General features: G+C 71.3%; 22 protein-coding genes. 15 read left to right on the top strand and 7 right to left on the bottom strand.

Features of this window, described 5'->3' with window-relative positions; genetic code table 11:
• The first annotated feature begins 84 nt into the window (after positions 1–84).
• The 4 genes from H9622_RS04375 (at position 85) to H9622_RS04360 (ending at position 4,855) form a co-directional block, all read left to right on the top strand.
• Positions 85–408: a DUF4870 domain-containing protein gene (locus tag H9622_RS04375; RefSeq protein ID WP_191765616.1), complete on the top strand. Its 324-nt coding sequence runs from the start codon at positions 85–87 to the stop codon at positions 406–408.
• A 65-nt stretch (positions 409–473) separates the two neighbouring features.
• Complete coding sequence (locus H9622_RS04370) at positions 474–2,348, top strand: vWA domain-containing protein (RefSeq protein WP_191764587.1); 1,875 nt, start codon at positions 474–476, stop codon at positions 2,346–2,348.
• Between the two features lie 12 nt (positions 2,349–2,360).
• Positions 2,361–3,404, top strand: coding sequence for a hypothetical protein (locus H9622_RS04365; protein WP_191764585.1), 1,044 nt, complete (start codon positions 2,361–2,363; stop codon positions 3,402–3,404).
• Positions 3,405–3,469: 65 nt separating this feature from the next.
• A complete protein-coding gene (locus H9622_RS04360; RefSeq protein WP_191764583.1) occupies positions 3,470–4,855 on the top strand; it encodes a glycine--tRNA ligase in 1,386 nt (461 codons plus the stop codon).
• Positions 4,856–5,086: 231 nt separating this feature from the next.
• Here the strand turns inward: H9622_RS04360 and H9622_RS04355 are convergent, their stop codons facing one another.
• Entirely contained in the window at positions 5,087–5,509 is a 423-nt protein-coding gene (locus H9622_RS04355; protein WP_191764581.1) for a DUF1801 domain-containing protein, read from the bottom strand.
• A complete protein-coding gene (locus tag H9622_RS04350) occupies positions 5,509–6,090 on the bottom strand; it encodes an HhH-GPD-type base excision DNA repair protein (RefSeq protein ID WP_191764579.1) in 582 nt (193 codons plus the stop codon). The genes H9622_RS04355 and H9622_RS04350 overlap by 1 nt, the downstream gene beginning before the upstream one ends.
• Positions 6,091–6,163: 73 nt before the next feature.
• On the opposite strand from H9622_RS04350, the gene H9622_RS04345 reads away from it, so the two are divergent.
• The 7 genes from H9622_RS04345 to H9622_RS04315 all read left to right on the top strand — a co-directional run bounded on the left by H9622_RS04345 (position 6,164) and on the right by H9622_RS04315 (position 11,583).
• Positions 6,164–7,660 carry a protoporphyrinogen/coproporphyrinogen oxidase gene (locus tag H9622_RS04345; protein ID WP_191764578.1) on the top strand — a complete coding sequence of 499 codons (1,497 nt, stop codon included), beginning with the start codon at positions 6,164–6,166 and terminating at the stop codon, positions 7,658–7,660.
• A gap of 100 nt (positions 7,661–7,760) precedes the next feature.
• Positions 7,761–8,162 carry a hypothetical protein gene (locus H9622_RS04340; protein WP_191764576.1) on the top strand — a complete coding sequence of 134 codons (402 nt, stop codon included), beginning with the start codon at positions 7,761–7,763 and terminating at the stop codon, positions 8,160–8,162.
• A 1-nt stretch (position 8,163) separates the two neighbouring features.
• Positions 8,164–8,565 carry a phage holin family protein gene (locus H9622_RS04335; RefSeq protein WP_191764574.1) on the top strand — a complete coding sequence of 134 codons (402 nt, stop codon included), beginning with the start codon at positions 8,164–8,166 and terminating at the stop codon, positions 8,563–8,565.
• A complete protein-coding gene (locus H9622_RS04330) occupies positions 8,555–8,833 on the top strand; it encodes a hypothetical protein (RefSeq protein WP_191764572.1) in 279 nt (92 codons plus the stop codon). The genes H9622_RS04335 and H9622_RS04330 overlap by 11 nt, the downstream gene beginning before the upstream one ends.
• Positions 8,834–9,006: 173 nt before the next feature.
• A complete protein-coding gene (locus H9622_RS04325; protein ID WP_191764570.1) occupies positions 9,007–9,846 on the top strand; it encodes a uroporphyrinogen-III synthase in 840 nt (279 codons plus the stop codon).
• Positions 9,847–9,853: 7 nt separating this feature from the next.
• Positions 9,854–10,837: a 2-phospho-L-lactate transferase gene (gene cofD, locus H9622_RS04320; RefSeq protein WP_191764568.1), complete on the top strand. Its 984-nt coding sequence runs from the start codon at positions 9,854–9,856 to the stop codon at positions 10,835–10,837.
• A 2-nt stretch (positions 10,838–10,839) separates the two neighbouring features.
• Positions 10,840–11,583 carry a sulfite exporter TauE/SafE family protein gene (locus H9622_RS04315; protein WP_191764566.1) on the top strand — a complete coding sequence of 248 codons (744 nt, stop codon included), beginning with the start codon at positions 10,840–10,842 and terminating at the stop codon, positions 11,581–11,583.
• An 83-nt stretch (positions 11,584–11,666) separates the two neighbouring features.
• Here H9622_RS04315 and H9622_RS04310 read toward each other — a convergent pair whose 3' ends face one another.
• Positions 11,667–11,939, bottom strand: coding sequence for a hypothetical protein (locus H9622_RS04310; RefSeq protein ID WP_191764564.1), 273 nt, complete (start codon positions 11,937–11,939; stop codon positions 11,667–11,669).
• 135 nt (positions 11,940–12,074) lie between these two features.
• Between H9622_RS04310 and H9622_RS04305 the strand changes: the two genes are divergently transcribed.
• From H9622_RS04305 to H9622_RS04290, 4 genes are all read left to right on the top strand, one after another.
• Positions 12,075–13,583: an HNH endonuclease signature motif containing protein gene (locus H9622_RS04305; RefSeq protein WP_191764562.1), complete on the top strand. Its 1,509-nt coding sequence runs from the start codon at positions 12,075–12,077 to the stop codon at positions 13,581–13,583.
• Positions 13,584–14,076: 493 nt separating this feature from the next.
• The gene (locus tag H9622_RS04300) at positions 14,077–14,499 is read left to right on the top strand and encodes a hypothetical protein (protein WP_191764560.1); all 423 of its coding nucleotides are present in this window, start codon (positions 14,077–14,079) and stop codon (positions 14,497–14,499) included.
• 11 nt (positions 14,500–14,510) lie between these two features.
• The gene (locus H9622_RS04295) at positions 14,511–15,233 is read left to right on the top strand and encodes a hypothetical protein (RefSeq protein WP_191764558.1); all 723 of its coding nucleotides are present in this window, start codon (positions 14,511–14,513) and stop codon (positions 15,231–15,233) included.
• A 213-nt stretch (positions 15,234–15,446) separates the two neighbouring features.
• Positions 15,447–15,932 (top strand): GNAT family N-acetyltransferase, encoded by a 486-nt coding sequence (locus tag H9622_RS04290; protein ID WP_191764556.1) that lies wholly within the window; start codon positions 15,447–15,449, stop codon positions 15,930–15,932.
• Positions 15,933–15,950: 18 nt separating this feature from the next.
• Here the strand turns inward: H9622_RS04290 and cofC are convergent, their stop codons facing one another.
• From cofC to cofG, 4 genes are read right to left on the bottom strand one after another with little or no spacing between them, the layout of a single operon-like run.
• Positions 15,951–16,751 carry a 2-phospho-L-lactate guanylyltransferase gene (cofC, locus tag H9622_RS04285; protein ID WP_318247024.1) on the bottom strand — a complete coding sequence of 267 codons (801 nt, stop codon included), beginning with the start codon at positions 16,749–16,751 and terminating at the stop codon, positions 15,951–15,953.
• On the bottom strand, positions 16,748–17,761 hold the full coding sequence (fgd, locus tag H9622_RS04280; RefSeq protein ID WP_191764554.1) for a glucose-6-phosphate dehydrogenase (coenzyme-F420): 1,014 nt from the start codon (positions 17,759–17,761) through the stop codon (positions 16,748–16,750). Before fgd ends, cofC begins: the two co-directional genes overlap by 4 nt.
• A complete protein-coding gene (locus H9622_RS04275) occupies positions 17,758–19,287 on the bottom strand; it encodes a flavin-containing monooxygenase (protein WP_191764552.1) in 1,530 nt (509 codons plus the stop codon). Before H9622_RS04275 ends, fgd begins: the two co-directional genes overlap by 4 nt.
• Entirely contained in the window at positions 19,284–21,746 is a 2,463-nt protein-coding gene (gene cofG / locus H9622_RS04270) for a 7,8-didemethyl-8-hydroxy-5-deazariboflavin synthase CofG (RefSeq protein WP_318247023.1), read from the bottom strand. The genes H9622_RS04275 and cofG overlap by 4 nt, the downstream gene beginning before the upstream one ends.
• Between the last annotated feature and the right edge of the window lie 71 nt (positions 21,747–21,817).

Below are 21,817 nucleotides of genomic sequence, written 5' to 3'. Positions count from 1 at the left end.
CCGCTGCGCCCCTATGCTGAGGCGGTGACCACGCCTCCGCCGTACCAGCCCCACTCGCCGTATGCCGCGCCGCAGCCCCAGCCGATGAACCCGGCTGACGAGAAGCTCTGGGCCACCCTCATCAACCTGGGCGGCCTGTTCTTCGGCTTCCTCGCCCCGCTCATCGGCTTCCTGGTGCTCAAGGACCGCGGACCGTTCGTGCGCGCGCACTCCGCGACCGCGCTGAACTTCCAGCTGACGCTGCTCATCGCTTACGTCGTGGGCACCGTCCTGACCGTCGTGATCATCGGCATCTTCATCCTGCTCGCGGCCTACGTGCTCAACATCGTGTTCTGCATCGTCGCGGCCGTGAAGGCCAACCGGGGCGAGTGGTACAAGTACCCGATGTCGATCGGCTTCGTCTCCTGACGACCTCGCTCCACAGGCTCGCTGCGGCGCCCGCGACGGGCGAGGTTCACCCTTAGGCTGGCCCCATGCCAGCCCCACGCCGGCGGGTCCTCGCCGCCTCCTCGTCTTTCTCGCCCGAGCGCGTCCGCACGCCCGTACGACGGAGTGCCGCGGGCGCCGGGATCCTCATCGCGGCGCTGGCCCTCAGCGCCTGCTTCGGCGGAGGGGGCACCGAGGGAGGCGACTTCGGCGACGGCGACTTCGCCGACGACGGCTGCACGAGCGTCGTGGTGGCGACGTCGTCCGAGAAGGTCAACATGCTCGACGCGCTCGCCGCCGCGTTCAAGGAGTCGCCCGAGCACGAGGCGCTGGACGAGTGCGCGACCGTGCGCCCGATCAATGTGTCGTCGGGCGACGCGACGCGCTTCCTCACCTCGGGACAGGACTGGCCCGACGAGAACCCGCGTCGCTGGCCCGTCATGTGGTCGCCCGCATCGACGGTGTGGACCGAGCGGGTGGCGGCTGCGGCATCCGCGTCCCTCGTCGGCGAGCCCGCGTCCTTCACCCACACGCCCATCGTCTTCGGCGTGCCCGAGACGATGGCGAAGGCCCTCGGCTACCCCGGGTCGCCGATCGGCATCGCCGACTTCGAGCGCCTGTGCCAGGACCCCGAGGGCTGGGGCAGCGTCGGCAAAGACCTGTGGGGTTCGTTCAAGATCTCCAAGACCAACCCGAACACCTCCACGACCGGCCTCTCGGCGATCCTGATGCAGACGTACGAGGCATCCGGCAAGACCGACGGGCTCACCGCCGACGACGTCGCGGCCGCCGCGGACTTCTCGCGGGTGTTCGAGGAATGCGTGATCCACTACGGCGACACGACCGGCAAGGTGCTCACGACGCTGTACGACGAGACCCAGAACGGCGCGGGCGGCTCGGGCTACGTCTCGGCCGTCGCGCTCGAAGAGACGTCGCTGCTCAACTACAACCAGGGCAACCCCGACTCGCACACGGTGCAGCCGGGCGAGGAGCTCACGCCGCCGAAGGAGAAGCTCGTCGCGGTGTACCCGGCGGGCGGCTCGATGTGGTCCGACAACCCGATCACGGTGCTCCGCGCCGACTGGGTCACCGACGTCCAGGCCGAGGCGGGCGCCGCCTTCGCCGCGTTCCTGCAGACCGAGGCCGCGCAGGAGATCCTGCCCGACTTCGGCTTCCGCCCGCTCGACGAGACGGTGCCGCTCGGCGAGCTCTTCACCGCGGAGTACGGCGTCGACCCCGCGGGGCCGGCGATCTCGCTCCCGCGGCCCGAGGTCGATGTCGTCTCGGCGGCCATCGACCAGTGGACGCAGATCCGCAAGCCGTCGTCGGTGCTCGAGGTGATCGACATCTCGGGCTCGATGGACGAGCCGATCGGCGACGGGCGCTCGAAGCTCGACGGCGCCATCGAGGGCGCGCAGGCGACGCTCGGCCACTTCCGGTCGACCGACGAGGTCGGGGTGTGGGCGTTCACGACGGGCGTCGAATCCGCGGCGGGCGAGAACCTCGTCGTGCTGCGCGACGTCACGCCGCTCGCGTCGGACCGCGAGTCGGTCGACGCCTCCCTCGACGACCTGCGCTTCGCGAACCGCGAGGGCACGCCGCTCTACGACGCGATCGCTCAGGCGTACGACGAGATGACCAAGCGCGCGGAGCCCGGTCGCATCAACGCGATCGTCGTGCTGTCCGACGGGCAGGACACCGACTCGTCGATCTCGCTCGACTCGCTCGTCGCGAAGATCGGCAAGACGACGCGCGAGGGCGGCGACGACGCCCCCGTGCGGATCTTCCCGATCGCGTACGGCGAGGGTGCCGACACCGGCGCCCTGCAGCGGATCGCCGAGGCCACCGGCGGCCAGTGGTTCGACGCGTCGGACGCCGCGAAGATCGATCTCGTGTTCGCCTCGGTCATCAACAACTTCTAGGCGACGGCGAGCATGCACAGCGCGATGGACGGCCAGGGCTACGTCGACGACGCCGTCGATGCGCTCGCTTCCGGCAACGTGTACGTGTCGTCGGAGGTCGCCGATGCGGCATCGCTTCGCGACCAGCTCGCCCAGCAGATCGGCGACGAGTCGATCGGGGTGGCGGTCTTCTCCGACAACGCCGCGCTCGAGGCATCCGGCCCCGACATCGTCTCCGAACTGGCGGCCGCGCACCCGGGGACCGCGACGATCATCGTCGCGGTCGGCGACGACCTGTCGGCGGGCTCCCGCGTGCTCTCGCCGGGCGAGGCCATGCGGGTCGCCAACGAGGCGGAGCTGTCGGCGGCCGACGTCGACGCCGCGCTCACCGAGACGATCCAGGGGGTCATCGCCCTCGCACCCGACGCACCGTCGTCCGGCGGCGCCGACGCCGGGCCGTTCATCGGCATCGCGGTCGGCGCGGTGGTGCTGCTCGCCGCGGGTGGCGCGCTCTTCGGCGTGATGCGCTCGCGGCGTCGCCGCACGGGTGGCGCCGCGGTGCGGCATCCGCTCCCGGAGCCGGTCCGCGCGCACGTGCAGACACTGCAGATGCTCAGCGCCGAGTACGCGCACGCAGGCGCGGGCGGTGTGCCGCAGGCGGGCGAGGTCGCCGCCGACGTGGGCCGCATCGCCTCGCACACGACCGAGCTCTTCGACCGCCTCGACCGCAAGGGCGAGGAGGGGCAGCGCGCGACGGCCGCCGTCGAGTACGGCGAGACGCTGCGCAAGCTCACCGGCGCGCTCGACCGCGACTACCTGCTCGACATCCTCATCCACCCCGATCTGTGGGACGACCCGGCCGAGCGCATCGACGAGGTGCGCAGCGCGGTGGCGGCGTTCTCGGTCGAGCTGGTCGAGAACATCAAGCAGGTCAACGCCCGGCGCGGACTGCACTTCCAGGTGTCGCTCGACGGACTCATCGGCCGTCGCAAAGAGCTGCGCGAGTGGGACCGGGAGTTCGAGCGCGCCGCCGGGGACGAGCCCGGATCGTCCGGCCGGCCCGGCTCCGACGACTAGAATCGACGGATGCCGCGGCGCTCGCCGCATCCGGCATGAAACCCATCCCGACCATTGGAGCCACCATGGCCGAGCAGTCCCGCCTCGACAAAGTCATCGCCCTCGCCCGCCACCGCGGGTTCGTGTTCCAGGCGGGCGAGATCTACGGCGGATCCCGGTCGGCGTGGGACTATGGCCCCCTCGGCACGGAGCTCAAGGAGAACATCCGCCGCCAGTGGTGGCAGACGTTCGTGCGCGGCCGCGGCGACATGGTCGGCCTCGACTCGTCGATCATCCTGCCGAAGCGTGTGTGGGAGGCCTCCGGCCACGTCGCGACCTTCACCGACCCGCTGGTCGAGTGCCTGCAGTGCCACAAGCGATTCCGCGCCGACAACCTCCTCGAGGACTTCGAGGCGCGCAAGGGCCGCAAGGCGGAGAACGGGCTGGCGGATGTCCCGTGCCCGAACTGCGGCACGAAGGGCCAGTACACCGAGCCGAAGGCCTTCTCGGGCCTGGTGAAGACGTACCTCGGCGTCGTCGACGACGAGTCGGGCCTGCACTTCCTGCGCCCCGAGACCGCGCAGGGCATCTTCGTGAACTTCTCCAACGTGCTCACCGCGTCGCGCAAGAAGCCGCCGTTCGGCATCGGCCAGGTCGGCAAGGCGTTCCGCAACGAGATCACGCCCGGGAACTTCATCTTCCGCACCCGCGAGTTCGAGCAGATGGAGATCGAGTTCTTCACGCCGCCGGCCGAGGCGGGCGAGTGGTTCGAGCACTGGGTCACGGCGTGCTGGGACTGGTTCATCGACCTCGGCATCGACCCCGAGAACATGCGCCAGTTCGACGTTCCCGAAGAGGATCGCGCGCACTACTCCGCCGGCACGATCGACATCGAGTACCGCTTCGGCTTCACCGGCAAGGAGTGGGGCGAGCTCATGGGCGTCGCCAACCGCACCGACTACGACCTCGCGAGCCACAGCGAGGCGTCGGGTCAGAGCCTGACGTACTTCGACCAGGCGTCCGGCGAGAAGTACATCCCGTACGTCATCGAGCCGTCGTTCGGCCTCACGCGCGCCATGATGGCGTTCCTCGTCGACGCGTACCACGAGGAGGAGGCGCCGAACGCGAAGGGCGGCACCGACACCCGCACGGTGCTCAAGCTCGACCCGCGCCTCGCCCCGGTCAAGGTGGCGATCCTGCCGCTCTCGCGCAACGAGCAGCTCTCGCCCATCGCGCGCGAGGTGGCCGATGTGCTGCGCGGCGAGTGGAACGTCGACTTCGACGACGCCGGAGCCATCGGCCGCCGCTACCGCCGCCAGGACGAGATCGGCACGCCGTACTGCGTGACGGTCGACTTCGACTCGCTCGACGACCGTGCCGTCACCGTGCGCGACCGCGACACGATGGGTCAGGAGCGCGTGCCGCTCGACGCCCTCCACGCCTACCTCAGCGAGCGACTCCAGGGCGCCTGAGCTGTGTCACCAACGCCCCGGTCGTCCTCGGCCGGGGCGTTCCTCGTCGCACGTGGCGTCCCGAGCGACAGCGGTCGGCAAGATCAGGAGATCTGGCGTACGCAGGACGTTTCTGCGGAAATGGTCCTGTTCTCGCCGGATCTCCTGATCTCGGAGATGGATGCCTCGCCCCGGCGCGCCGTCGCCCGTTCCGCCTGTGCACATGCGCGCAGCGCGAGCGCGGCACCGCCCTCAGTCGAGGAGCGTGATCTCGACGGAGCCCGTGTCGCCGTCGAGCACGCGGCGGTAGTCCGCGGCGATCATGTCGCGCAGCACGTCGGCGTCGACCGCCTCGAGGTCCTTGATGTACAGGCACCCGACGCCGGTGTCGTGCGGCCCGAGCTTCGCGAGCTCATCGCCGTGCGCGCCGGTGTCCATGAGGTAGACCGTCGTCGCCTGCTTCCGCGGGGCGAACGCGGCGACGGGCATGTCGCCTTCGGTGCCGGTGGGATAGCGGTAGTGGCACGCGCCGAACCCGACGATCGTGCCCCACATCTCGGGCTCGCGCCCGGTGATCTCGCGCATGAGCGACACCATGGTCGCGGCATCCCGCTGCCTCTTCGCGGGCGTCACCCCCGCGATGAATGCGGCGACGCTCTCACCCGTCTTCTTCATCAGACGCCCCCTCCCCCCGACTTCGCGGCGGCCTTGGCTGCGCGTTTGTGCTCGCGCACCTTCGCGAGCGAGTCCGGCGACACGATGTCGGCGACGCTGCGGAAGCTCCCGTCCTCGCCATAGGGAGCGGATGCCTCGCGCCAGCCCGCGCCGTCGTAGCCGTACTGCTTCCCGAGCAGCGCCAGGAAGATCTTCGCCTTCTGCTCGCCGAAGCCGGGGAGCGCCTTGAGCCGCTTCAGCACGGTGGCGCCGTCGGGGTCGCCGTCGCGCCAGATCCCCGAGGCGTCGCCGCCCCAGTCCTCGTGGACCGCCGCGCACAGCGACTGCACCCGGGCAGCCATAGATCCCGGGAAGCGGTGCACCGCGGGTGTGGCCTTGAACAGCTCGGTGAACGCCTCGGGGTCGAAGGTGGCGATCGCCGCGGCATCCAGGGTTCCCGCCCGCTCCGAGATCTTCAGCGGACCCGCGAACGCGGTCTCCATCGCCACCTGCTGATCCAGCAGCATGCCGATGAGCAGTGCCAGCGGGTCGTCGGTGAGCAGGCGGTCGGCGGTCTCGTCGCCGGTGATGTGGAGGCTCATGCCGCCAGTCTCGCACTCGTGCGCGCGGTCGGCGACCCGGGGGATCGCGCGCCCGGATGGGAGGATGGAGCCCATGTCCGAGACGCCCGAGCCCTTCGACGACCTGGTCACCCATGCGCACGACACGCGCGTCGTGGTGGTGGGCGCGGGCATCGGCGGGCTCGTCGCCGCGCTCGAGTGCGCGAAGGTCGGGATGCCGGTGACCGTCCTCGAAGCAGCGGACCACGCGGGCGGCACCATCGCCGAAGCCGAGGTGGGCGGCCTTCGGGTCGATCTCGGTGCCACGTCGTGGTCCACCGCCAACGGCGCGGTCGATGCCCTCGTGGATGAACTCGGCCTCTCGTCGCTCGTGGTCGAGCCCGACGACACCACGACGTGGATCGCCGGACTCGGGCGCTCGGGATCCGGCGCCGCCCCGGTGCCCGCGGACTCGGTGCTCGGCATCCCGGCGAATCCGTGGTCCGAAGAGGTGCGGCCCTTCATCGGGCTGAACGGCGCCTGGCGTGCGTACCTCGACCGCCTGCGCCCGCCGCTCACGATCGGCAAGGAGCGCAACCTCGACCGCCTGGTGCGCACCCGCATGGGCGACGCGGTGGTCGACCGCATGGTCGCTCCGCTGAGTGCCGGCCGCTTCGGAGTCATCCCGTCGCGTGTCGATGTGGCCGCGGCGGCGCCCGGCCTGAGCTCGGCGCTGACCCGCACCGGATCGCTCGGCGGCGCCGTCGCCGACCTGCTCGTCGATCGTCCGGCCGGCCCTCGCCTGAAGAGCCTCGAGGGCGGGATGCTGCGGCTCGTCGACGCCCTCGTCGAGAAGCTGAGCGCCCTCGGCGCCCAGGTCGTCACGGGTGCCCGGGTGACCGCTGTCGAGCGCGGCGCCGACGACCGCTGGGCCGTGAGCGCCGCGGACCCGACGGGTGAGCCGATCGTGGTCGCGCCGGCGGACGTGCTCATCGTCGCCACCGGGCACGCCGACGCCCGGCGCCTGCTGTCGCCGTACGCGGGCGCTGCCCTGGATGACTCGATGACGGATGCCGCGCCTCTGCGGGAGGTCGTGACGATCGTGGTCGACGCGCCCGCGCTCGACGCGGCGCCGCGCGGGGCGGAGGTCTACGCCGTGCCGGGCACTCGCCGCGCCTCGGGGCTCGTGCACCAGACGGCCCGGTGGGCGTGGCTCTCGCAGGCTGCCGGCCCCGGTCGGCACGTGCTGAGCGTCGCGTTCGACGTCGCGAGCGACGCGGGGACGGATGGCGGGCCGCATGCCGGGCTGGATGACGCCGCCGTGGGCGAGCTCGCGCGGGGCGAGGCATCCGCTCTCCTCGGTCTGGCCCTCGACGAGGCCGCGGTGCGCGGCGTGCACCGAGCGTGCTTCGCGCTCGCGCGTCCGGCATCGACGATCGGGCACGGCGAGGCGACAGACGCGGTGCGCAGGGCGACCGCAGGTGCGCGGGGCCTCGCCGCCGTGGGGTCGTGGCTCGCCGGGAGCGGCCTCGCGCAGGTCGTCGCGGATGCCCAGGCGGAGGCCGAGCGCGTGCGTCGGATGGTGCTGTGGGGGTCCGCTCCGGCGTCGTGAGTCTGCCGCGACCGGTGTTGTCAAGGGTGGATGCCGGAATCGGCATACAGGGCTAACCTGGGATGGTTCATCAGCGCACCACCGAGCGTGAGGAGACCCCATGAGGGGCAAAGCAGGACTCGTCGTCGGACTCGCCGTCGGATACGTGCTCGGCACACGAGCCGGTCGTGAGCGCTACGAGCAGATCAAGACGCAGTGGCTGAAGGTCTGGAACCTCGATCCGGTTCAGGAGCAGGTCGGCAAGGTCAAGGAGTTCGCCAAGACCAGTGCGATGGCGCTCCCCAGCACCCTGTGGGACTCCGCCGTCAAAGTCACCAAGGCCGCCTCGGGCAAGGAGACCGTCGGGCAGAAGCTCGACGCCGCGCTCAAGGTGAGCAAGGACCAGGCCGACGACGTCGGTCGCGCCGCCAAGACCACCGCCAAGGCCGCGAAGGACGCCGTGGAGGACCTCGTCGACGAGGCCACCGACGACGCTCCCGCACCCGGTCGCGGCGGAGCGTGACGTGACCACGCCGCGTGGATTCAAGGACCGCGCCGACGACAGCCTGCTGACCCTGGTCGGCGAGATCCCGGAGCTGATCCGAAACCTGGTCGTCGCCGAGATCGAGTCGGCGAAGCAGTGGGTCGCACGCACCGCGAAGGACGGCGGATGGGGCGCGCTGTGGATGTTCGCCGCCCTGTTCGTGCTGTTCTGGTCGGTTCCGGTGTTCGGCACCTATCTGATCGCGGGCCTGTCATCGTGGTGGCCGGTGTGGCTGTCGGCCCTCGTCGTGTTCTTCGGAATGATCATCGTCGCGGCGCTGCTCGCCCTGCTGGGCGTGTTCCGGTTCCGCAAGATCGGCAAGAGCCAGAACCCCGTGCAATCCATCGCCCAGGACGTCAAGGAGGTGCGCGATGAGCTCTGACGCGCCCGTGCCGCTGCCCCGCACCGCCGTACCGCTGGGCATCACCGACCCCGTCGAGAAGGCGCGCGCCGAGCTCAAGGCGACGCTGGCTGCGATCGAGGTGAAGGCGAACGTGCCGCGGCGCCTCTCGGTGAAGATCGACGACGCGATCGATACGGCGCGCGATTTCCAGCGCCGCAGCCCCGCGCTCGCGGCGGGTGCCGTGATCCTCGCCGCCGCCTCGGTGGGCGCCGCCGTCTGGGCGTTCGTGCGTTCCTACTCGCGCTGACGCCCTCCGTCGAGTCTGTACCTCGACCCGACACCCCCCGGAGCGTAGGGGTATGCTCGGGGTGAGGCAGTGCAATGGTGCGAATGCTGCCGAGCGCGCGAACCCGATTCGTTCGCGCATCGGCTGCTCGAACGTCTGGGGCGGCCGACCGAGCGCCACGAGAGTCGACCCCCATGAACACAGCTCCGCAGCACGTACCCGCCAAGCCCCTCGCGGGCTGGCGTGTGCTCGTGCCACGAGGTGGGCCGTGGGGCGATGGAGTCGCCGCCACACTGCGCCGCCAGGGTGCCACCCCGGTGATCGCCCCCCTCATCAACTTCGCTCCCACGAATGACCAGGCCACGCTCGAGCAGTCGCTCGCCGATCTCGCCGCCGGCACGTTCGACTGGCTGACGGTCACGAGCGCGACGACCGTCGACGTGCTGTACGCGTACCGCGCGGTCGTTCCGCCGACGACCAGGATCGCGGCGGTGGGCGAGACCACGGCGGCCGCCCTGCTCGCCGTCGGGTACCGCGTCGACCTGGTCCCCGACGAGGACAACTCCGCCGCCGGCATGGCCGAGCAGCTGATCGCCCTCGAGCCACAGGCGCGCGACATCCTCACGCTCCGCAGCGAGATCGCCAAGCCGGTCCTCACGCGCATGCTCTCCGCGGCGGGGCACCGCGTGCGCAGCGTCGTCGCGTATCGCACCGTCGGGGTTCCCGTCACCGACCGCATCGCCGAGGACGTCCGCTCCGGCCGCATCAACGCGGTCCTCGTGACGAGCGGCTCGGTCGCCGAGCAGGTGCACCAGCAGTTCCCCGACCTGCCGTCGACCACGCTCATCGCCGCGATCGGCCCGCGCACCGCGAAGGATGCGCGCCGTGCCGGACTCAACGTCGACGTCATCGCCGACGCGCAGACCGTCGATGCGCTGATCGACGCGGTGGCTCGCTTCTCGCTTCCGCACGCCGCCGATGAGTTCGCGCCGAAGACCGGCGTGATCCCGCAGCTGCGGTCCGACCGGGGCTGATCCGCACGTGACCCGAGCGCCGCGCATCGTCGTGCTCGCGGGCGGCGTCGGCGGCTCGCGCTTCGTGCTCGGCGTCCGCGGCGCCCTGCGCGCCCGCGGCATCGACGACACCGCGGCCGCCCTCACGGTCGTGGTCAACACCGGTGACGACCTGTGGCTGTCGGGCGTGCGCCTGCAGCCCGACGTCGACTCGATCACCTACGCCCTCGCGGGGGTCAACGACACCGAACGCGGGTGGGGCCGCGAGGGCGACACCGAGCGGGTGAATCGCGAATTGCAGGAGTGGGATGCCGGGTGGCCCTGGTTCACCCTAGGCGACCTCGACCTCGGCACCCACCTCGCGCGCACCGGCTGGCTGCGCGAGGGTCTCACGCCCACGCAGGTGCTCGAGCGGATGTCGCACCGCTGGCCCCTCGGAGCCCGCCTGCTGCCCATGACCGACGCCGAGGTGGACACGGTCGTGGTGCTCGAAGACGGCACCCGGATGCACTTCCAGGAGTGGTGGACGCGCCATCGTGCGACGCTCGCGCCCGCGCGGTTCGAGAACCCGGGCATCGAGCACGTGCGCCCCGCGCCGGGCGTGACCGAGGCGATCGCCGGCGCCGACGTCGTGCTGATCGCGCCGTCTAACCCGGTCGTGTCGATCGGCCCGATCCTCGCGGTGCCCGGGATGCGCACGGCGCTGCGGGACTCGGGCGCGGCCATCGTCGGCGTCTCGCCGATCATCGGCGGCAAGGTCGTGCGCGGCATGGCCGACGTGTGCCTCACCGCGATCGGGGTCGAGACCTCCGCCGCGGCCGTGGCCGCGCACTACGGCGCGCGCTCGCGCGACGGGGTGCTCGACGCCTGGCTGATCGCCGAGGAGGACGATGCCCTGTCGGCCGAGGTCGCCGGCCGAGGCATCCGCTCGCTCGTCACTCCGCTGTGGATGACGGATGCTGCGCGCTCTGCCGCCCTCGCCGAAGCAGCGCTCGGCGCAGCCGGGCTCTGAGCGTGCCCGAGCTCGCCTGGTGGGCATGGCTGCTGCTCGCCGTGGCCGCCGCGATCGTCGGCCTGTCGAAGACGGCGGTGCCGGGTGCGGGCACGGTCGCCGTCGCGATCTTCGCCGCCGTGCTTCCCGCGAAGCAGTCGACGGGCACGCTCCTGCTGCTGCTGATCGTGGCCGACCTGTTCGCCGTCACGATGTACCGGCGTCACGCGAACTGGCGTGAACTGCTGCGTCTGGCTCCGGCAGTGGTCGCCGGCGTGCTGGTGGGCGTGGTGTTCCTGTGGTTCGCCGACGATGTGTGGGTCAAGCGCACGATCGGGGTGATCCTGTTCGCGGTGATCGCGATCACGCTGCTGCGGCGGCGGTTCGCATCGGGCGTCGACCTGGCACGCCCGCACCGGGTGGCGGCCGCGACCTACGGCACGCTCGGCGGGTTCACGACGATGGTCGCCAATGCGGCCGGACCGGTGATGTCGATGTACTTCCTGGCGGCGAGGTTCCCGGTGAAGGAGTTCCTCGGCACGGCTGCGTGGCTGTTCGCGATCGTGAACCTCTTCAAGGTGCCGTTCTCGATCGGCCTCGGGATCATCACGGTGCCGGGCCTGCTGCTCGACGCGATGCTCGTGCCGGTCGTGATCGCTGCGGCACTGGCCGGCCGGTGGATCGCGGACCGGCTCGATCAGAAGGGGTTCGAGCGGCTGGTGATCGTGTTCACGATCGTGGGGGCGACGTACCTGCTCGTGTCGTGAGGTGGCTTGTCGGCTCGGTGGTGCGGGTTGCTCCGATGCGCCGCCTGGTCAGTCGGCGGTTGAGTGCTCCGATGTGTCGCTGGTCAGTCGGCGGTTGAGTGCTCCGCGTGCGCGGTGAGGCCCTCCGTCGCCGGGAGGCTCGCGCTCTCGTGCATCGCGCGCACCCCAAGCTCGATCGCCCGGCTGACGAGACCCGCGAGCAGGAGGATGCCTCCGGTCACGGCAGCGGAGGTGCCGAGGAGCAGCATGAGCCCGGCGACGCTGAACGCGAAGGTGAGACCGAGCACCAGGAGCAGGGGCCCTATGACGATCGAGATATCGGCGAACGACTGCAGGCGCTTGAGCGAGGGGGTCATGGGCAGACAGTAGCAACGCGATAGGGTCACGTCGCGCCGTGAGCGGATTCGGATTGCTTCTATCTTCGACTTTCCACATGTGGAGAGGCCTGTGGAATCGAATAGAATGTCGGAGGCTGCTGCCACAATTGCGACATGAACCTCCCGGCGCCGCTGACTCTCGATGTGGAGATCGAAGCGATGCTCTGGCGCGAGCGTGAGCTGGCGGCCGAGGCGTGGGAAGAGCCCTACGACGGTCCGCTCGAGACCGGCCCGCGCATCGAGACGCGGCACACGTGGGATGTCGCGGCGACGCGCCGCGAGGAGCTCCTCTACGAGTGGGAGCGAGCGACGGAGCAGGTCGCCCGGTGGCAGGGCGTGCAGGTGCGGCTGCTCGCGGAGGCGATGGGCCTCGCCCTCGAAGACGGCGCGATGCGAGACGACGCGCCGCTGTCGGTGCGCGACTTCGCAGCTGAGCTCGCCTGCGTCGTCGGCATGGCGGACCGAACGATCGAGCAGCGCATGGACGACGCGCTCGTGATGCGCGACCGGTTTCCGCAGACGATGGCTGCGCTCGAAGCCGGGCGCCTCTCGCTGCCTCACGCCCGGGTCGTGGTCGATGCCGGCGTGCGGCTCACTGACGACGGGGCGCGGGGGCGGTTCGAGGCGCTCGTACTCGAGCGCTCCGCCGGGCTCACGACCGGGCGCCTGCGGGTCGCGGCCGCGTCGATCGCGGAAGCGCTGATGCCCACGACGATCGCCGAGCGCCATGCCGAGGCGCGAGAAGCGCGGCGAGTGACCGTGCGCGACGTGGAGGACGGCATGTCCGAGTTGTGGGCGCTGCTTCCGTCGGTGCTGGCGCACGGCATCCACGACCGCATCACGCAGATGGCGCGGTCTGTGAAGGATGCCGCGGTTGGGGTCGGTGATGCCGGCGGTACGGACGGCGGGGGTGAGCTGGGCCACGCGGTCGGCGGGGCGGATGCGGCCGGCGGGCTGGACGCGGCCGGCGGGGCGGATGCGGCCGAGGGTCTGGGCGCAGCCGCGTCCGATGGCTCAGCGGCGCACGACGCGCGCACGATGGATCAGCTGCGGGCCGACGCCCTGTGCGACCTCGCGCTCACCGGGCACCCGACGGTCCAGGCGATCGACCATGACGGCGGGGCCGGTATCGACGCCATCCGCGCGATCGTGCAAGTGACCGTGCCGTTCCAGACGCTCGTCGGCGATGAGGGACCCGCGCCGGTGCTCACCGGCCGGGCGCCGATCGACCCCGAATCGGCGCGGAGGCTGCTGGGCGCGGCGACCCTCTGGGATCGCGTGCTCACCGATCCGGTCTCGGGCGACGTGATCGCGGTCGACCGCAGGTTCCCGACCGAGGCTCAGCGTCGTCACCTCCGGGCGCGCGACGAGCACTGCCGGTTTCCCGGCTGCCGCATGCCGGTATGGCGGTCCGACATCGACCACACGATCGACCACCAGCACGGCGGTGCGACAGCGCACACGAATCTGGCTCACCTGTGCCGCCGACATCACACGCTGAAGCATCACACCCCGTGGCAGGTCGCGCAGCACGCCGGCGGCGTGCTCGAGTGGACGAGCCCGCTCGGCCGGCGCTATCTCGATCGCCCGCCGCCCTGCGTGAGATTCGTCGCCCGGGAGTGAACGATGCGATGGCAGGGCCATCGATGGGGAGAAGCGACGCAAGGACACCGACCGAGGCGTGGTCAGCGAGCGATCTGGTCGGCGAGCGAGCCGGCTGGTGAACGATGCGTAGCCAGTGAACATGCGTGCCCAGGGATCAAATGCCCGGATAGTGAGCATGGGTGGCCAGTAACCGACGCACGGCTGGCCGGGGGCACTCGTGCCGCAGATGCTCGTCGTGGGCCTGTCGACGCACCCGTGGATCCGCCGGTGGACGCGGGTGTAGGTTTCAGCCGTGGACGGCTCCACGCACCGTGCGGACGCCGACCGCGAGTTGAGCGATCTGCGCGCGAGGGCGGACGGTCCGGATCCCGACATCGACAGAGACCCGGGTGATTCCGCACGGTCGCGTGCCTTCGAGGCCGCCGGCGCCGCGCGAGTTCGGCGTCCTGCCGACGGGTGGCGATCCCTCTGGCGCGGCGTGACCAGGCAGTGGTGGAGTCCGCTCGTGTGGGTGGCGGCGGCGGTGGTCGTCGCGGCCATGGTGGTCGCGGTCTTCCCGGTCTCTGCGCCGCGGCCGGATGCGAAGCTGCAACCGACCGCCACCGAGGCCGACAGTCAGTTCCTCGCGCTGCTCGCCGAGGAGGTTCCCCAGGTCCGGTTCTCGCTGGCGACCCTCCGCGCCTACGAGAGCTACAGGGGGCTGGAGATCTGGACAGGTGCGAACGAATTCGGCTCGCCCTGTCTGATCGCCGTCGATCGAGCGAACGGCACGGTTTCCGAGATGCGCTGCGCGCCGCCGCCGGCCGAGCTCATCATGGATGTCTCGTCGATCGGCGACGACTTCGAAGGGCTACCGGGCCAGGGCATCGTCCGTTTCATCCACCGCGGCGACTCCATCGATGCCTACCTCCACCTGCTCTCCGAGGCCGGCTGATGAGTGCCTCCTTGCCTCCAGACGAGCACGAGCTTCGAGACCTTCGCGCGAGGGCGTACGGGCCGAACGCCGACATCCAGTCCGATCCCGTAGCGCTGGCCAGGCTCTCCGAGCTGGAAGCCGCACACCTGCCGAAGCCGATCGAGGACGCGACCGACGTCGTCCGAGCCGATGGTGCCGACGATGGAACTGTCGCCGATCCGACGGAACCGGCATCGGAGCGGTCCCCAGCGCCGAGTTCCGCCGAGCCCCAGTCCCCGTTTCTGCGGCTCGTCTCCACGTGGGCTGGCCGCATCTCCCTCTTGGCGGGCGCGCTGGTGGTCATCCTCGTCACGGCCTCGACCGTGTCGTGGTTCTTCGCCCCGCACCCCGATGCGAGGCTCGATCGCGACCCGATTCCCGCCGACGGCGTGGTGTTCTCGATGCTCGACTTTCTCGGCGCAGAGGTGGATGTGTCCACCCTCCAGCGCTACGAGGCTCAGTGGGGAGTCGAACCGTGGTACTTCGAGGACGAGTACGGCTTCCAGTGCTTGATGCTCGTCATCCGCCCCTCCGTGGTGGAGGGGGCGAACTGTGTGCCGCCGAACGTATCCCTCTTCGCGGATCTCACGCCCTGGCCACGGATACGGGGCGAGGACGTCGAACCGCTCCCCGATGGCAGCATCCTTCGTTTCCACTACCGAGGGGACCGCGTGGAGATGTTCGTCTACCCTGCGTCGGAGGCTGACGGTTGACCGGATGCGCCCCGGCGAATGAAGAAGCCCCGACCGTTACCACGCGGCCGGGGCGAGACGAATGAGAGTTCGCCTATCCCTGCCAGCATACCTCTCGGCACAGCGCGAAACCCGGGCCTTGCTGTGAGACGGTGACCGCCCAACGAGCGACCCGACGCGGAGACACGCTTCCGGACGCTTGCGGCACGTGCCGGATGGCGTCAGGCTCACGGAATGGCGGACGTTCGTGTGCGGCCGATGACAGAGTCCGACGTCGCGGCGGTGGCGGAGCTCAAGGAGCAGTGGGCGGCGCTGCCGGAACCCGCTGCGCCGGATCAGCGTCGACGTTTCGCCGAGACCCTTGCGAGCTGGATCGAGCGGAGGGGAGCGTCGCTCATCGCGCGGGTCGCAGACCACGAGGCTGAGCTCGTCGGCATGGCGTGGCTCGTGGCGTTCGAGCGCGTTCCGAACATCGACCAGACGGTGCGCCTGACGGGAGACATCCAGAGCGTCTACGTCGCGCCGGCCTTTCGGGGAGCGGGTGTCGGGAGTGCACTCGTCGCCTCGCTGCTCGAGGCGGCCGATACGCGAGGGATCGAACGCATCACGGTGAGCGCGAATCACGCGGCCGCACCGCTGTACGAACGGCTCGGGTTCCGTCCCGGCGAGTTCCTTTTCGAACGCAGACGCCCGTCGTCGACAGGTCTCAGCTCGCCCTAGCCGCGAGTCAGCCCTCGCTCAGCGGCCGGGCACGGAGGCGAGCAGCGCTGCCGTCCGCGGGCCGACGCCCAGACGCACCGCTGCGGCGAGCTGGTCGGCCGTATCGACGTCGCGACGGAGGGTCGAGGCATCCCGGATCCCCAGCGGTTCGCACCCCGCGGCTACGTGCCGCGCAAGGGAGTCGTCGCCGAAGGATGACGACCAGGCCGCCCCGGCTCGGGCCGTCACCAGGGTCGAGCCGGTCCCCTCGGCGTCCGCGACGACGACACGATCGACGGATCCCGCGGCCCGCAGCGCCTCGGCGAGGTCCGCGGGTCGCAGGGCCGGAAGGTCGCCGAGCAGGGCGGCGCGCGGCAGGCGTCCGTTCGGGTCGACCGCCGCCATCCCGGTGGCGACGGCCGCGTCCAGCCCGCGGGACTCGCCCTCGGGCACGAACCGCAGCGCGGGGATCACGGCGGCCTCGCGGGCGAGTGCGGCGTCGTCGGTCACGACGACCACCTGCACGACCAGCTCGCACGCCGACACGGCGGCCAGGGTGTCGAGCGCGATCGCCCGCGCGAGGCCGGAACGATCGACGCCGTCGACCGCGAGCCGCGACTTCGCGCGCGCCGACGGCTTGACCGGCACCACGACGACCCAGCGGTCAGCGTGCCGCAACTCCGCCTGGGCCGGCGAGCCGCCGGCCGTGACACCCGCCGGCGCGCCGGCTCCCTCCCCGACGGCACCGGGGTCAGGCGGAGTCACGGCACGCCCGGGCCCCGACTCGCCGCCGTCGCGCCCGGTCCCGCCCCCGAACAGCCGACGGAACCAGGGCGTCACGCGCCGTACTTCGCGCGCAGGCGCGGCAGGATCTCCTCGCCGTAGCGGCGCAGGAAGGCGGCCTGGTCATGACCGGGGTCGTGGAAGACGAGGTGACGGAAACCGAGGTCGATGTACCAGCCGATCTTCTCGACATGCTCGTCGGGGTCGTCCGACACGATGAACCGCGATGCTGCGCGCTCGATGGGCAGCTCCTCGCCGAGGCGCTGCATCTCGATCGGGTCGTCGATGCCCATCTTCTCGTCGGGGGTGAGGGCGAGCGGGGCCCAGAACCGCGTCTTCTCGCGCGCCGCGTCGAGCGTCGTGTCGAGCGAGACCTTGATCTCCATGAGCGTGTCGATGGCGCCGGGCTCACGTCCGGCCTTCGACAGGCCCTCCTCGAGTGCGGGCAGCAGCGTCTCGGTGTAGAGCTCGCGCTTCTTGCCCGAGGTGGTGATGAAGCCGTCGGCGATCCGGCCGGCGAGACGCGTCGCGGCGGGTCCTGCAGCGCCGATGTAGATCGGCACCGGCTGCGGCAGCTTGTCGTAGATGGTGATGTTCTTCGCGTGGTAGTACGTGCCGTCGAAGGTCACACGATCCTCCGACCACAGCCGGCGGATGAGGCCGATCGCCTCCTTCAGGCGCTGGAACCGCTCGGGCGGATCGGGCCACGTGATGCCGAGGTTCGCCTCGTTGAGCGCCTCTCCGGTGCCGACGCCGAGGATCACGCGCCCCGGGTACATCACGCCGAGCGTCGCGAAGTCCTGCGCCACGACCGTCGGGTTGTAGCGGAACGTCGGCGTGAGCACAGACGTGCCGATCAGCACCTTCGAGGTGCGGGCGCCGAGCGCGCCGAGCCACGGGATGGATGCCGGAGCGTGACCGCCCTCGTGCAGCCACGGCTGCAGGTGGTCGGAGATGAAGACCGAGTCGAACCCGGCCTCCTCCGCCAGCACGGCGTAGTCCAGCAGCTCGGTCGGACCGAACTGCTCGGCCGAGGCCTTGTATCCGAAGCGCAGCGGGATGGTCATGCGGAGCTCCCTTCGAGAGCGGGTTCGCGGTCGGTCGTGGGAAGGAACTCGGAGCCGTCGGCGCGGGCGAGCCGCGCACGGAAGGCGTCGACGGTACCCGGCCAGAGAAGCGTCAGCCGCCCGGAGCGCTCGTCGACGTACCAGTTGCGGCAGCCCCCGGTCATCCAGCGAGTGGATGCCGCTGCCTGTCCGATCTCGGCGGTGTAGCCGCGTTCGGCGGCGGGGTCGACGCGGAGCACCCCGCGCCCTCGGAGCTCGAGGACCCGGCAGGCGTAGGCGGCCTGCTCCTCGATCATGAGCACCGATGACGAGTGCCCGAGCGACGCGTTCGGGCCATTGAGCACGAAGAGGTTCGGGAAGCCGGCGACGACCGTCGACCCGAAAGACGTCATGCCCGCGGACCAGTGCTCGGCGAGGGTCCGGCCCCCCTCGCCGCGGACCAGCTCGGCGTACGGCTGCCGGGACGAGGCGAAGCCGGTCGCGAGCACCAGCGCGTCGACGTCGTGGCGCGTGCCGTCTGCGGCGACGAGCGTCGAGCCCTCGACAGCGGCGAGTGCCGCGGGAACGAGCGTCACCGCATCGGAGGAGACGGCGGGATAGAAGTCATCCGACAGCAGCACGCGCTTGCACCCGAACGCGTAGTCGGGCGTGAGGGCCGCGCGGAGGGCCGGATCGGTCACCTGGCGCGCGAGGTGCGCGCGTGCGACGGCCTCTGCCTCGGCTGCGGCCGCGGAGTCGCCCGAACGCGACGCGAACCGCGCCTCCCCCTCGGCGTACAGGTCGGCACGGAGGGTCTCCAGCGCGGTCGGGTCGGCGACGAAGCGTGCCCGGTCGGCGTCGGAGTAGGCGCCTCCGCCGCGGGGCACGATCCACGGTGCCGAGCGCTGGAGCAGCGTGACGTGCGAGGCTGTGCGCGCCAGGGCGGGGACGATCTGCACGGCGCTGGCCCCCGTCCCGACGACGCCGACACGAGCGCCGGCGAGCGGGGCCGAGTGATCCCACCGCGCGGAGTGGAACACCGGTCCGGGGAACTGCTCGAGGCCCGGGGTGCGCGGGATCGCCGGCTCGGTGAGCCGGCCGCACGCGATGACGAGCACGTCGGCCTCGACGATGGACGCACCGTCGGACACCTCGCGGTCTGCGCCGTCGGCGACGCCGATCGCGAGCCGCCAGACGCCGCGGTCGGCGTCCCACTCCGCCCGGTTCATCGGCGAGCGCAGGCGCAGCCGGTTGCCGAGCCCTTCGGCCGCCGCCACGTCTTGGAGGTACGAGTGGATCTCGGCGCCCCGCGCGTACGTTCCCGACCAGCCCGGATTCGGGTGGGTGGCGAAGCCGTACAGGTGCGACGGGACGTCGCAGGCCACTCCCGGATACGTGTTGTCGCGCCACGTGCCGCCGAGCGAGGCCGCCCGTTCGAGCACGACGAAGTCCTCGCGCCCGGCGCGGCGCAGTGCGATGGCCATGCCGATGCCCGCGAACCCGGCTCCGACGATCGCGACCTCGACGCGCGTGGCCGACGCGCTCATCGTGCGGCCTCGCGCGCGGGCGGTTCGCGGTAATCGGTGGTGCGGAGGCGGAACGGCCGGAACAGCCGGGCCGCGATGCCCGAGGCGACCGCCACGGGCAGCTCGAGGCCGTATTCGATGCCCGCTGCGGGCTTCACCCGGCCGTCGAGCAGGGTGCCGCCCAGGTCGTCGCCGCCGGACTGGAGGAGGACAGCGGATGCCTCGCGCCCGACGCGCGTCCACGGGATCTGCACGTGTGGGATGCTGCCCGACAGCAGCAGGCGCGACACCGCCACCATCGCCCGGTGCTCGTCGATCGGCACGCGACCTGCGACGAGCGGCACGCCGCCCGCGGGTCCGGGGAGCGGGATCGGCACGAACTCGGTGAAGCCGCGCGTCTGGTCCTGGATCGCCCGCAGCCCGCGCAGGTGCGCGATGCGCTCGGCCGCCGTCTCGACGTGGCCGTAGAAGATCACGCTCGTCGAGCGGAAGCCGGCGCGATGGGCGGCCGTGATGCCCTCGACCCACGGCTCGATCGCGAGGTCGGCGGGGGCGATGAGCGACCGCACGCGCTCGCTGAGCACCTTGACCCCGGTGCCGGGCACGGTGTCGACCCCGGCGTCACGCATCGCCGCGAGCGCGCCGTCGAGCCCGAGGCCGCCGCGGTCGGCGAGGTCGCGCACGTCCTGCGGGCGATAGGCGTGGAGGTGGATGCCCGGCACCGCCGCCTTCGCCGCGCGCACGATGTCGAGATAGCCCTGGGGATCGACGTCGTCGGGCAGGAGGCCCTGCACGCACAGTTCGGTGGCGCCCAGGTCCCAGGCGTCGGCGGTGATCGCGCCGACGTCGTCGAGGGTGAAGGTCACCGGGTCGTCGGTGGCCGCCGACCGCAGCCCTGACGACGTCAGGTTGCGGTTGACGACGAGGCTCACGGCCTCACCGACCGTGTACCGGCGCACATCGTCGGCGGTCTCGGTCAGGGCGTCGAGATCGGCGCCGGTCGCCTCGAGAAGACTGACCCACTCCGCGTCGTCGAGAGCGAGGGGATCGGATGCCGCGGTCTCGGCGAGCCGGCGGATGCTCGCGCTTCGCGCGGCCGGTGCAGCGGGTGCGGCGGGTGCGGACGGAGTGGTGGGGCGGTCCGGATTCAGGAGACGCGCCGTCGGCCCGCCGTGGGCGGACCTCTCGCCCGGCGTGTCTCCTGACGACGGCACACCCGGCGCCGCGGCCGGCGTTGCCCGAGCCAGGCCCGTCGCAGGATCGGCCAGTCGCTCCACGGCTGGCCGCAGGCCGGGGTCGATCCACATACCGGCGCCGACGACGAACTCGGGCTGTGCGGTCAGTCGCTCGCGAAGCTCGAACCCGAGCTCGGCGGTGCGCAGCGCCAGGTCGTCGAGGTGCGGCCACGGGCGCTCGGGGTTGACGTGGTCGGCGGTGAGCGGCGAGACGCCGCCCCAGTCGTCGGCGCCGGCGCGCACGAGCAGGTCGAACTCGGCGGGGTCGGAGAGGTTCGGCGGCACCTGGATCCGCATCCGCGGGCCCATCACGAGGCGCGCGACCGCGACGGCGGCGACGTACTCGAGCAGGTCGGCGTCGGGTGCGCCCTGCATCGCGGTCCGCGGCTTGGCGCGGAAGTTCTGGACGATGACCTCCTGCACGTGGCCCTGGCCGTCGAGCCGGTGGCGCTCGTTCGCGTCGCGGAGCTCGATGAGCGACTCCGCGCGATCGTGGATCGTCTCGCCGATCCCCACGAGGATGCCGGTCGTGAACGGGATGCGCTCGCGCCCGGCGGCGTCGATCACCAACAGTCGCAGGGCGGGGTCCTTGTCGGGCGACCCGAAGTGCACCTGCCCGGGCTCCTCGAAGAGGCGACGCGACGTCGTCTCGAGCATCATCCCCATCGAGGGGGCGGTGGGGCGCAGCATCCGCAGCTCTTCTGCACTCATGACGCCCGGATTGAGGTGCGCGAGCAGCCCCGTCTCGGCCGTCACCAGCCGGGCGATGTGCCCCACGTAGTCGAGCGTGGACGCGAAGCCGTGGTCGTCGAGCCACGCGCGGGCCTCCGGCCAGCGGTCTTCGGGTCGGTCGCCGAGGGTCAGCAGCACCTCTTTGCAGCCCATCGCCTGCCCCTGCCGCACGACGGCGAGCACCTGCTCGGGCGACATGAAGGCGGGCTTGTGCTTCTTGAGCAGCTGCCCCGGAGTGTCGACGAAGACGCAGTAGTGGCACCGATCGCGGCAGAGCGTGGTGAGCGGGACGAAGACCTTGCGCGAGTAGGTGATCACGCGGGGACGACCGGATGCTTCGAGCCCCGCGTCGCGCATCGCGCCGGCGAGCTCGAGCAGACGGTCGAGGTCCGGCCCGACCGCGGCGAGGAGTGCGGCCGCGTCATCGACCTCGAGGCGCCCGCCGGCACCCGCGAGATCGAGCGCACGCGCCGTCTCCGGGGGCGAGGCGAGGGAGGATGCCGCGAAGGTCACCGGTCCAGTCTCGCACCGCACGCGGACCTGCGCTCCGTCGATCGTTGCCCTCCTGTAAGCAAATGACCCTG

The sequence above is a fragment of the Microbacterium gallinarum genome, from assembly GCF_014837165.1.
Lineage (GTDB): Bacteria > Actinomycetota > Actinomycetes > Actinomycetales > Microbacteriaceae > Microbacterium > Microbacterium gallinarum.
This window is presented reverse-complemented; position numbering and strand designations above follow the sequence as displayed.

What these genes read in the sequence shown, in the direction of transcription:
- H9622_RS04350 (WP_191764579.1), bottom strand. Translation starts at nt 6,090, where the DNA reads ATGAGCCTCCACATCACCGGCGACGAGACCGCCGACCGCCTGCTCACC.
- H9622_RS04375 (WP_191765616.1), top strand. Translation starts at nt 85, where the DNA reads ATGAACCCGGCTGACGAGAAGCTCTGGGCCACCCTCATCAACCTGGGC.
- H9622_RS04340 (WP_191764576.1), top strand. Translation starts at nt 7,761, where the DNA reads ATGAGGGGCAAAGCAGGACTCGTCGTCGGACTCGCCGTCGGATACGTG.
- H9622_RS04330 (WP_191764572.1), top strand. Translation starts at nt 8,555, where the DNA reads ATGAGCTCTGACGCGCCCGTGCCGCTGCCCCGCACCGCCGTACCGCTG.
- H9622_RS04290 (WP_191764556.1), top strand. Translation starts at nt 15,447, where the DNA reads ATGGCGGACGTTCGTGTGCGGCCGATGACAGAGTCCGACGTCGCGGCG.
- H9622_RS04325 (WP_191764570.1), top strand. Translation starts at nt 9,007, where the DNA reads ATGAACACAGCTCCGCAGCACGTACCCGCCAAGCCCCTCGCGGGCTGG.
- H9622_RS04365 (WP_191764585.1), top strand. Translation starts at nt 2,361, where the DNA reads ATGCACAGCGCGATGGACGGCCAGGGCTACGTCGACGACGCCGTCGAT.
- fgd (WP_191764554.1), bottom strand. Translation starts at nt 17,761, where the DNA reads ATGACCATCCCGCTGCGCTTCGGATACAAGGCCTCGGCCGAGCAGTTC.
- H9622_RS04275 (WP_191764552.1), bottom strand. Translation starts at nt 19,287, where the DNA reads ATGAGCGCGTCGGCCACGCGCGTCGAGGTCGCGATCGTCGGAGCCGGG.
- H9622_RS04345 (WP_191764578.1), top strand. Translation starts at nt 6,164, where the DNA reads ATGTCCGAGACGCCCGAGCCCTTCGACGACCTGGTCACCCATGCGCAC.
- H9622_RS04310 (WP_191764564.1), bottom strand. Translation starts at nt 11,939, where the DNA reads ATGACCCCCTCGCTCAAGCGCCTGCAGTCGTTCGCCGATATCTCGATC.
- H9622_RS04360 (WP_191764583.1), top strand. Translation starts at nt 3,470, where the DNA reads ATGGCCGAGCAGTCCCGCCTCGACAAAGTCATCGCCCTCGCCCGCCAC.
- H9622_RS04305 (WP_191764562.1), top strand. Translation starts at nt 12,075, where the DNA reads ATGAACCTCCCGGCGCCGCTGACTCTCGATGTGGAGATCGAAGCGATG.
- H9622_RS04370 (WP_191764587.1), top strand. Translation starts at nt 474, where the DNA reads ATGCCAGCCCCACGCCGGCGGGTCCTCGCCGCCTCCTCGTCTTTCTCG.
- H9622_RS04355 (WP_191764581.1), bottom strand. Translation starts at nt 5,509, where the DNA reads ATGAAGAAGACGGGTGAGAGCGTCGCCGCATTCATCGCGGGGGTGACG.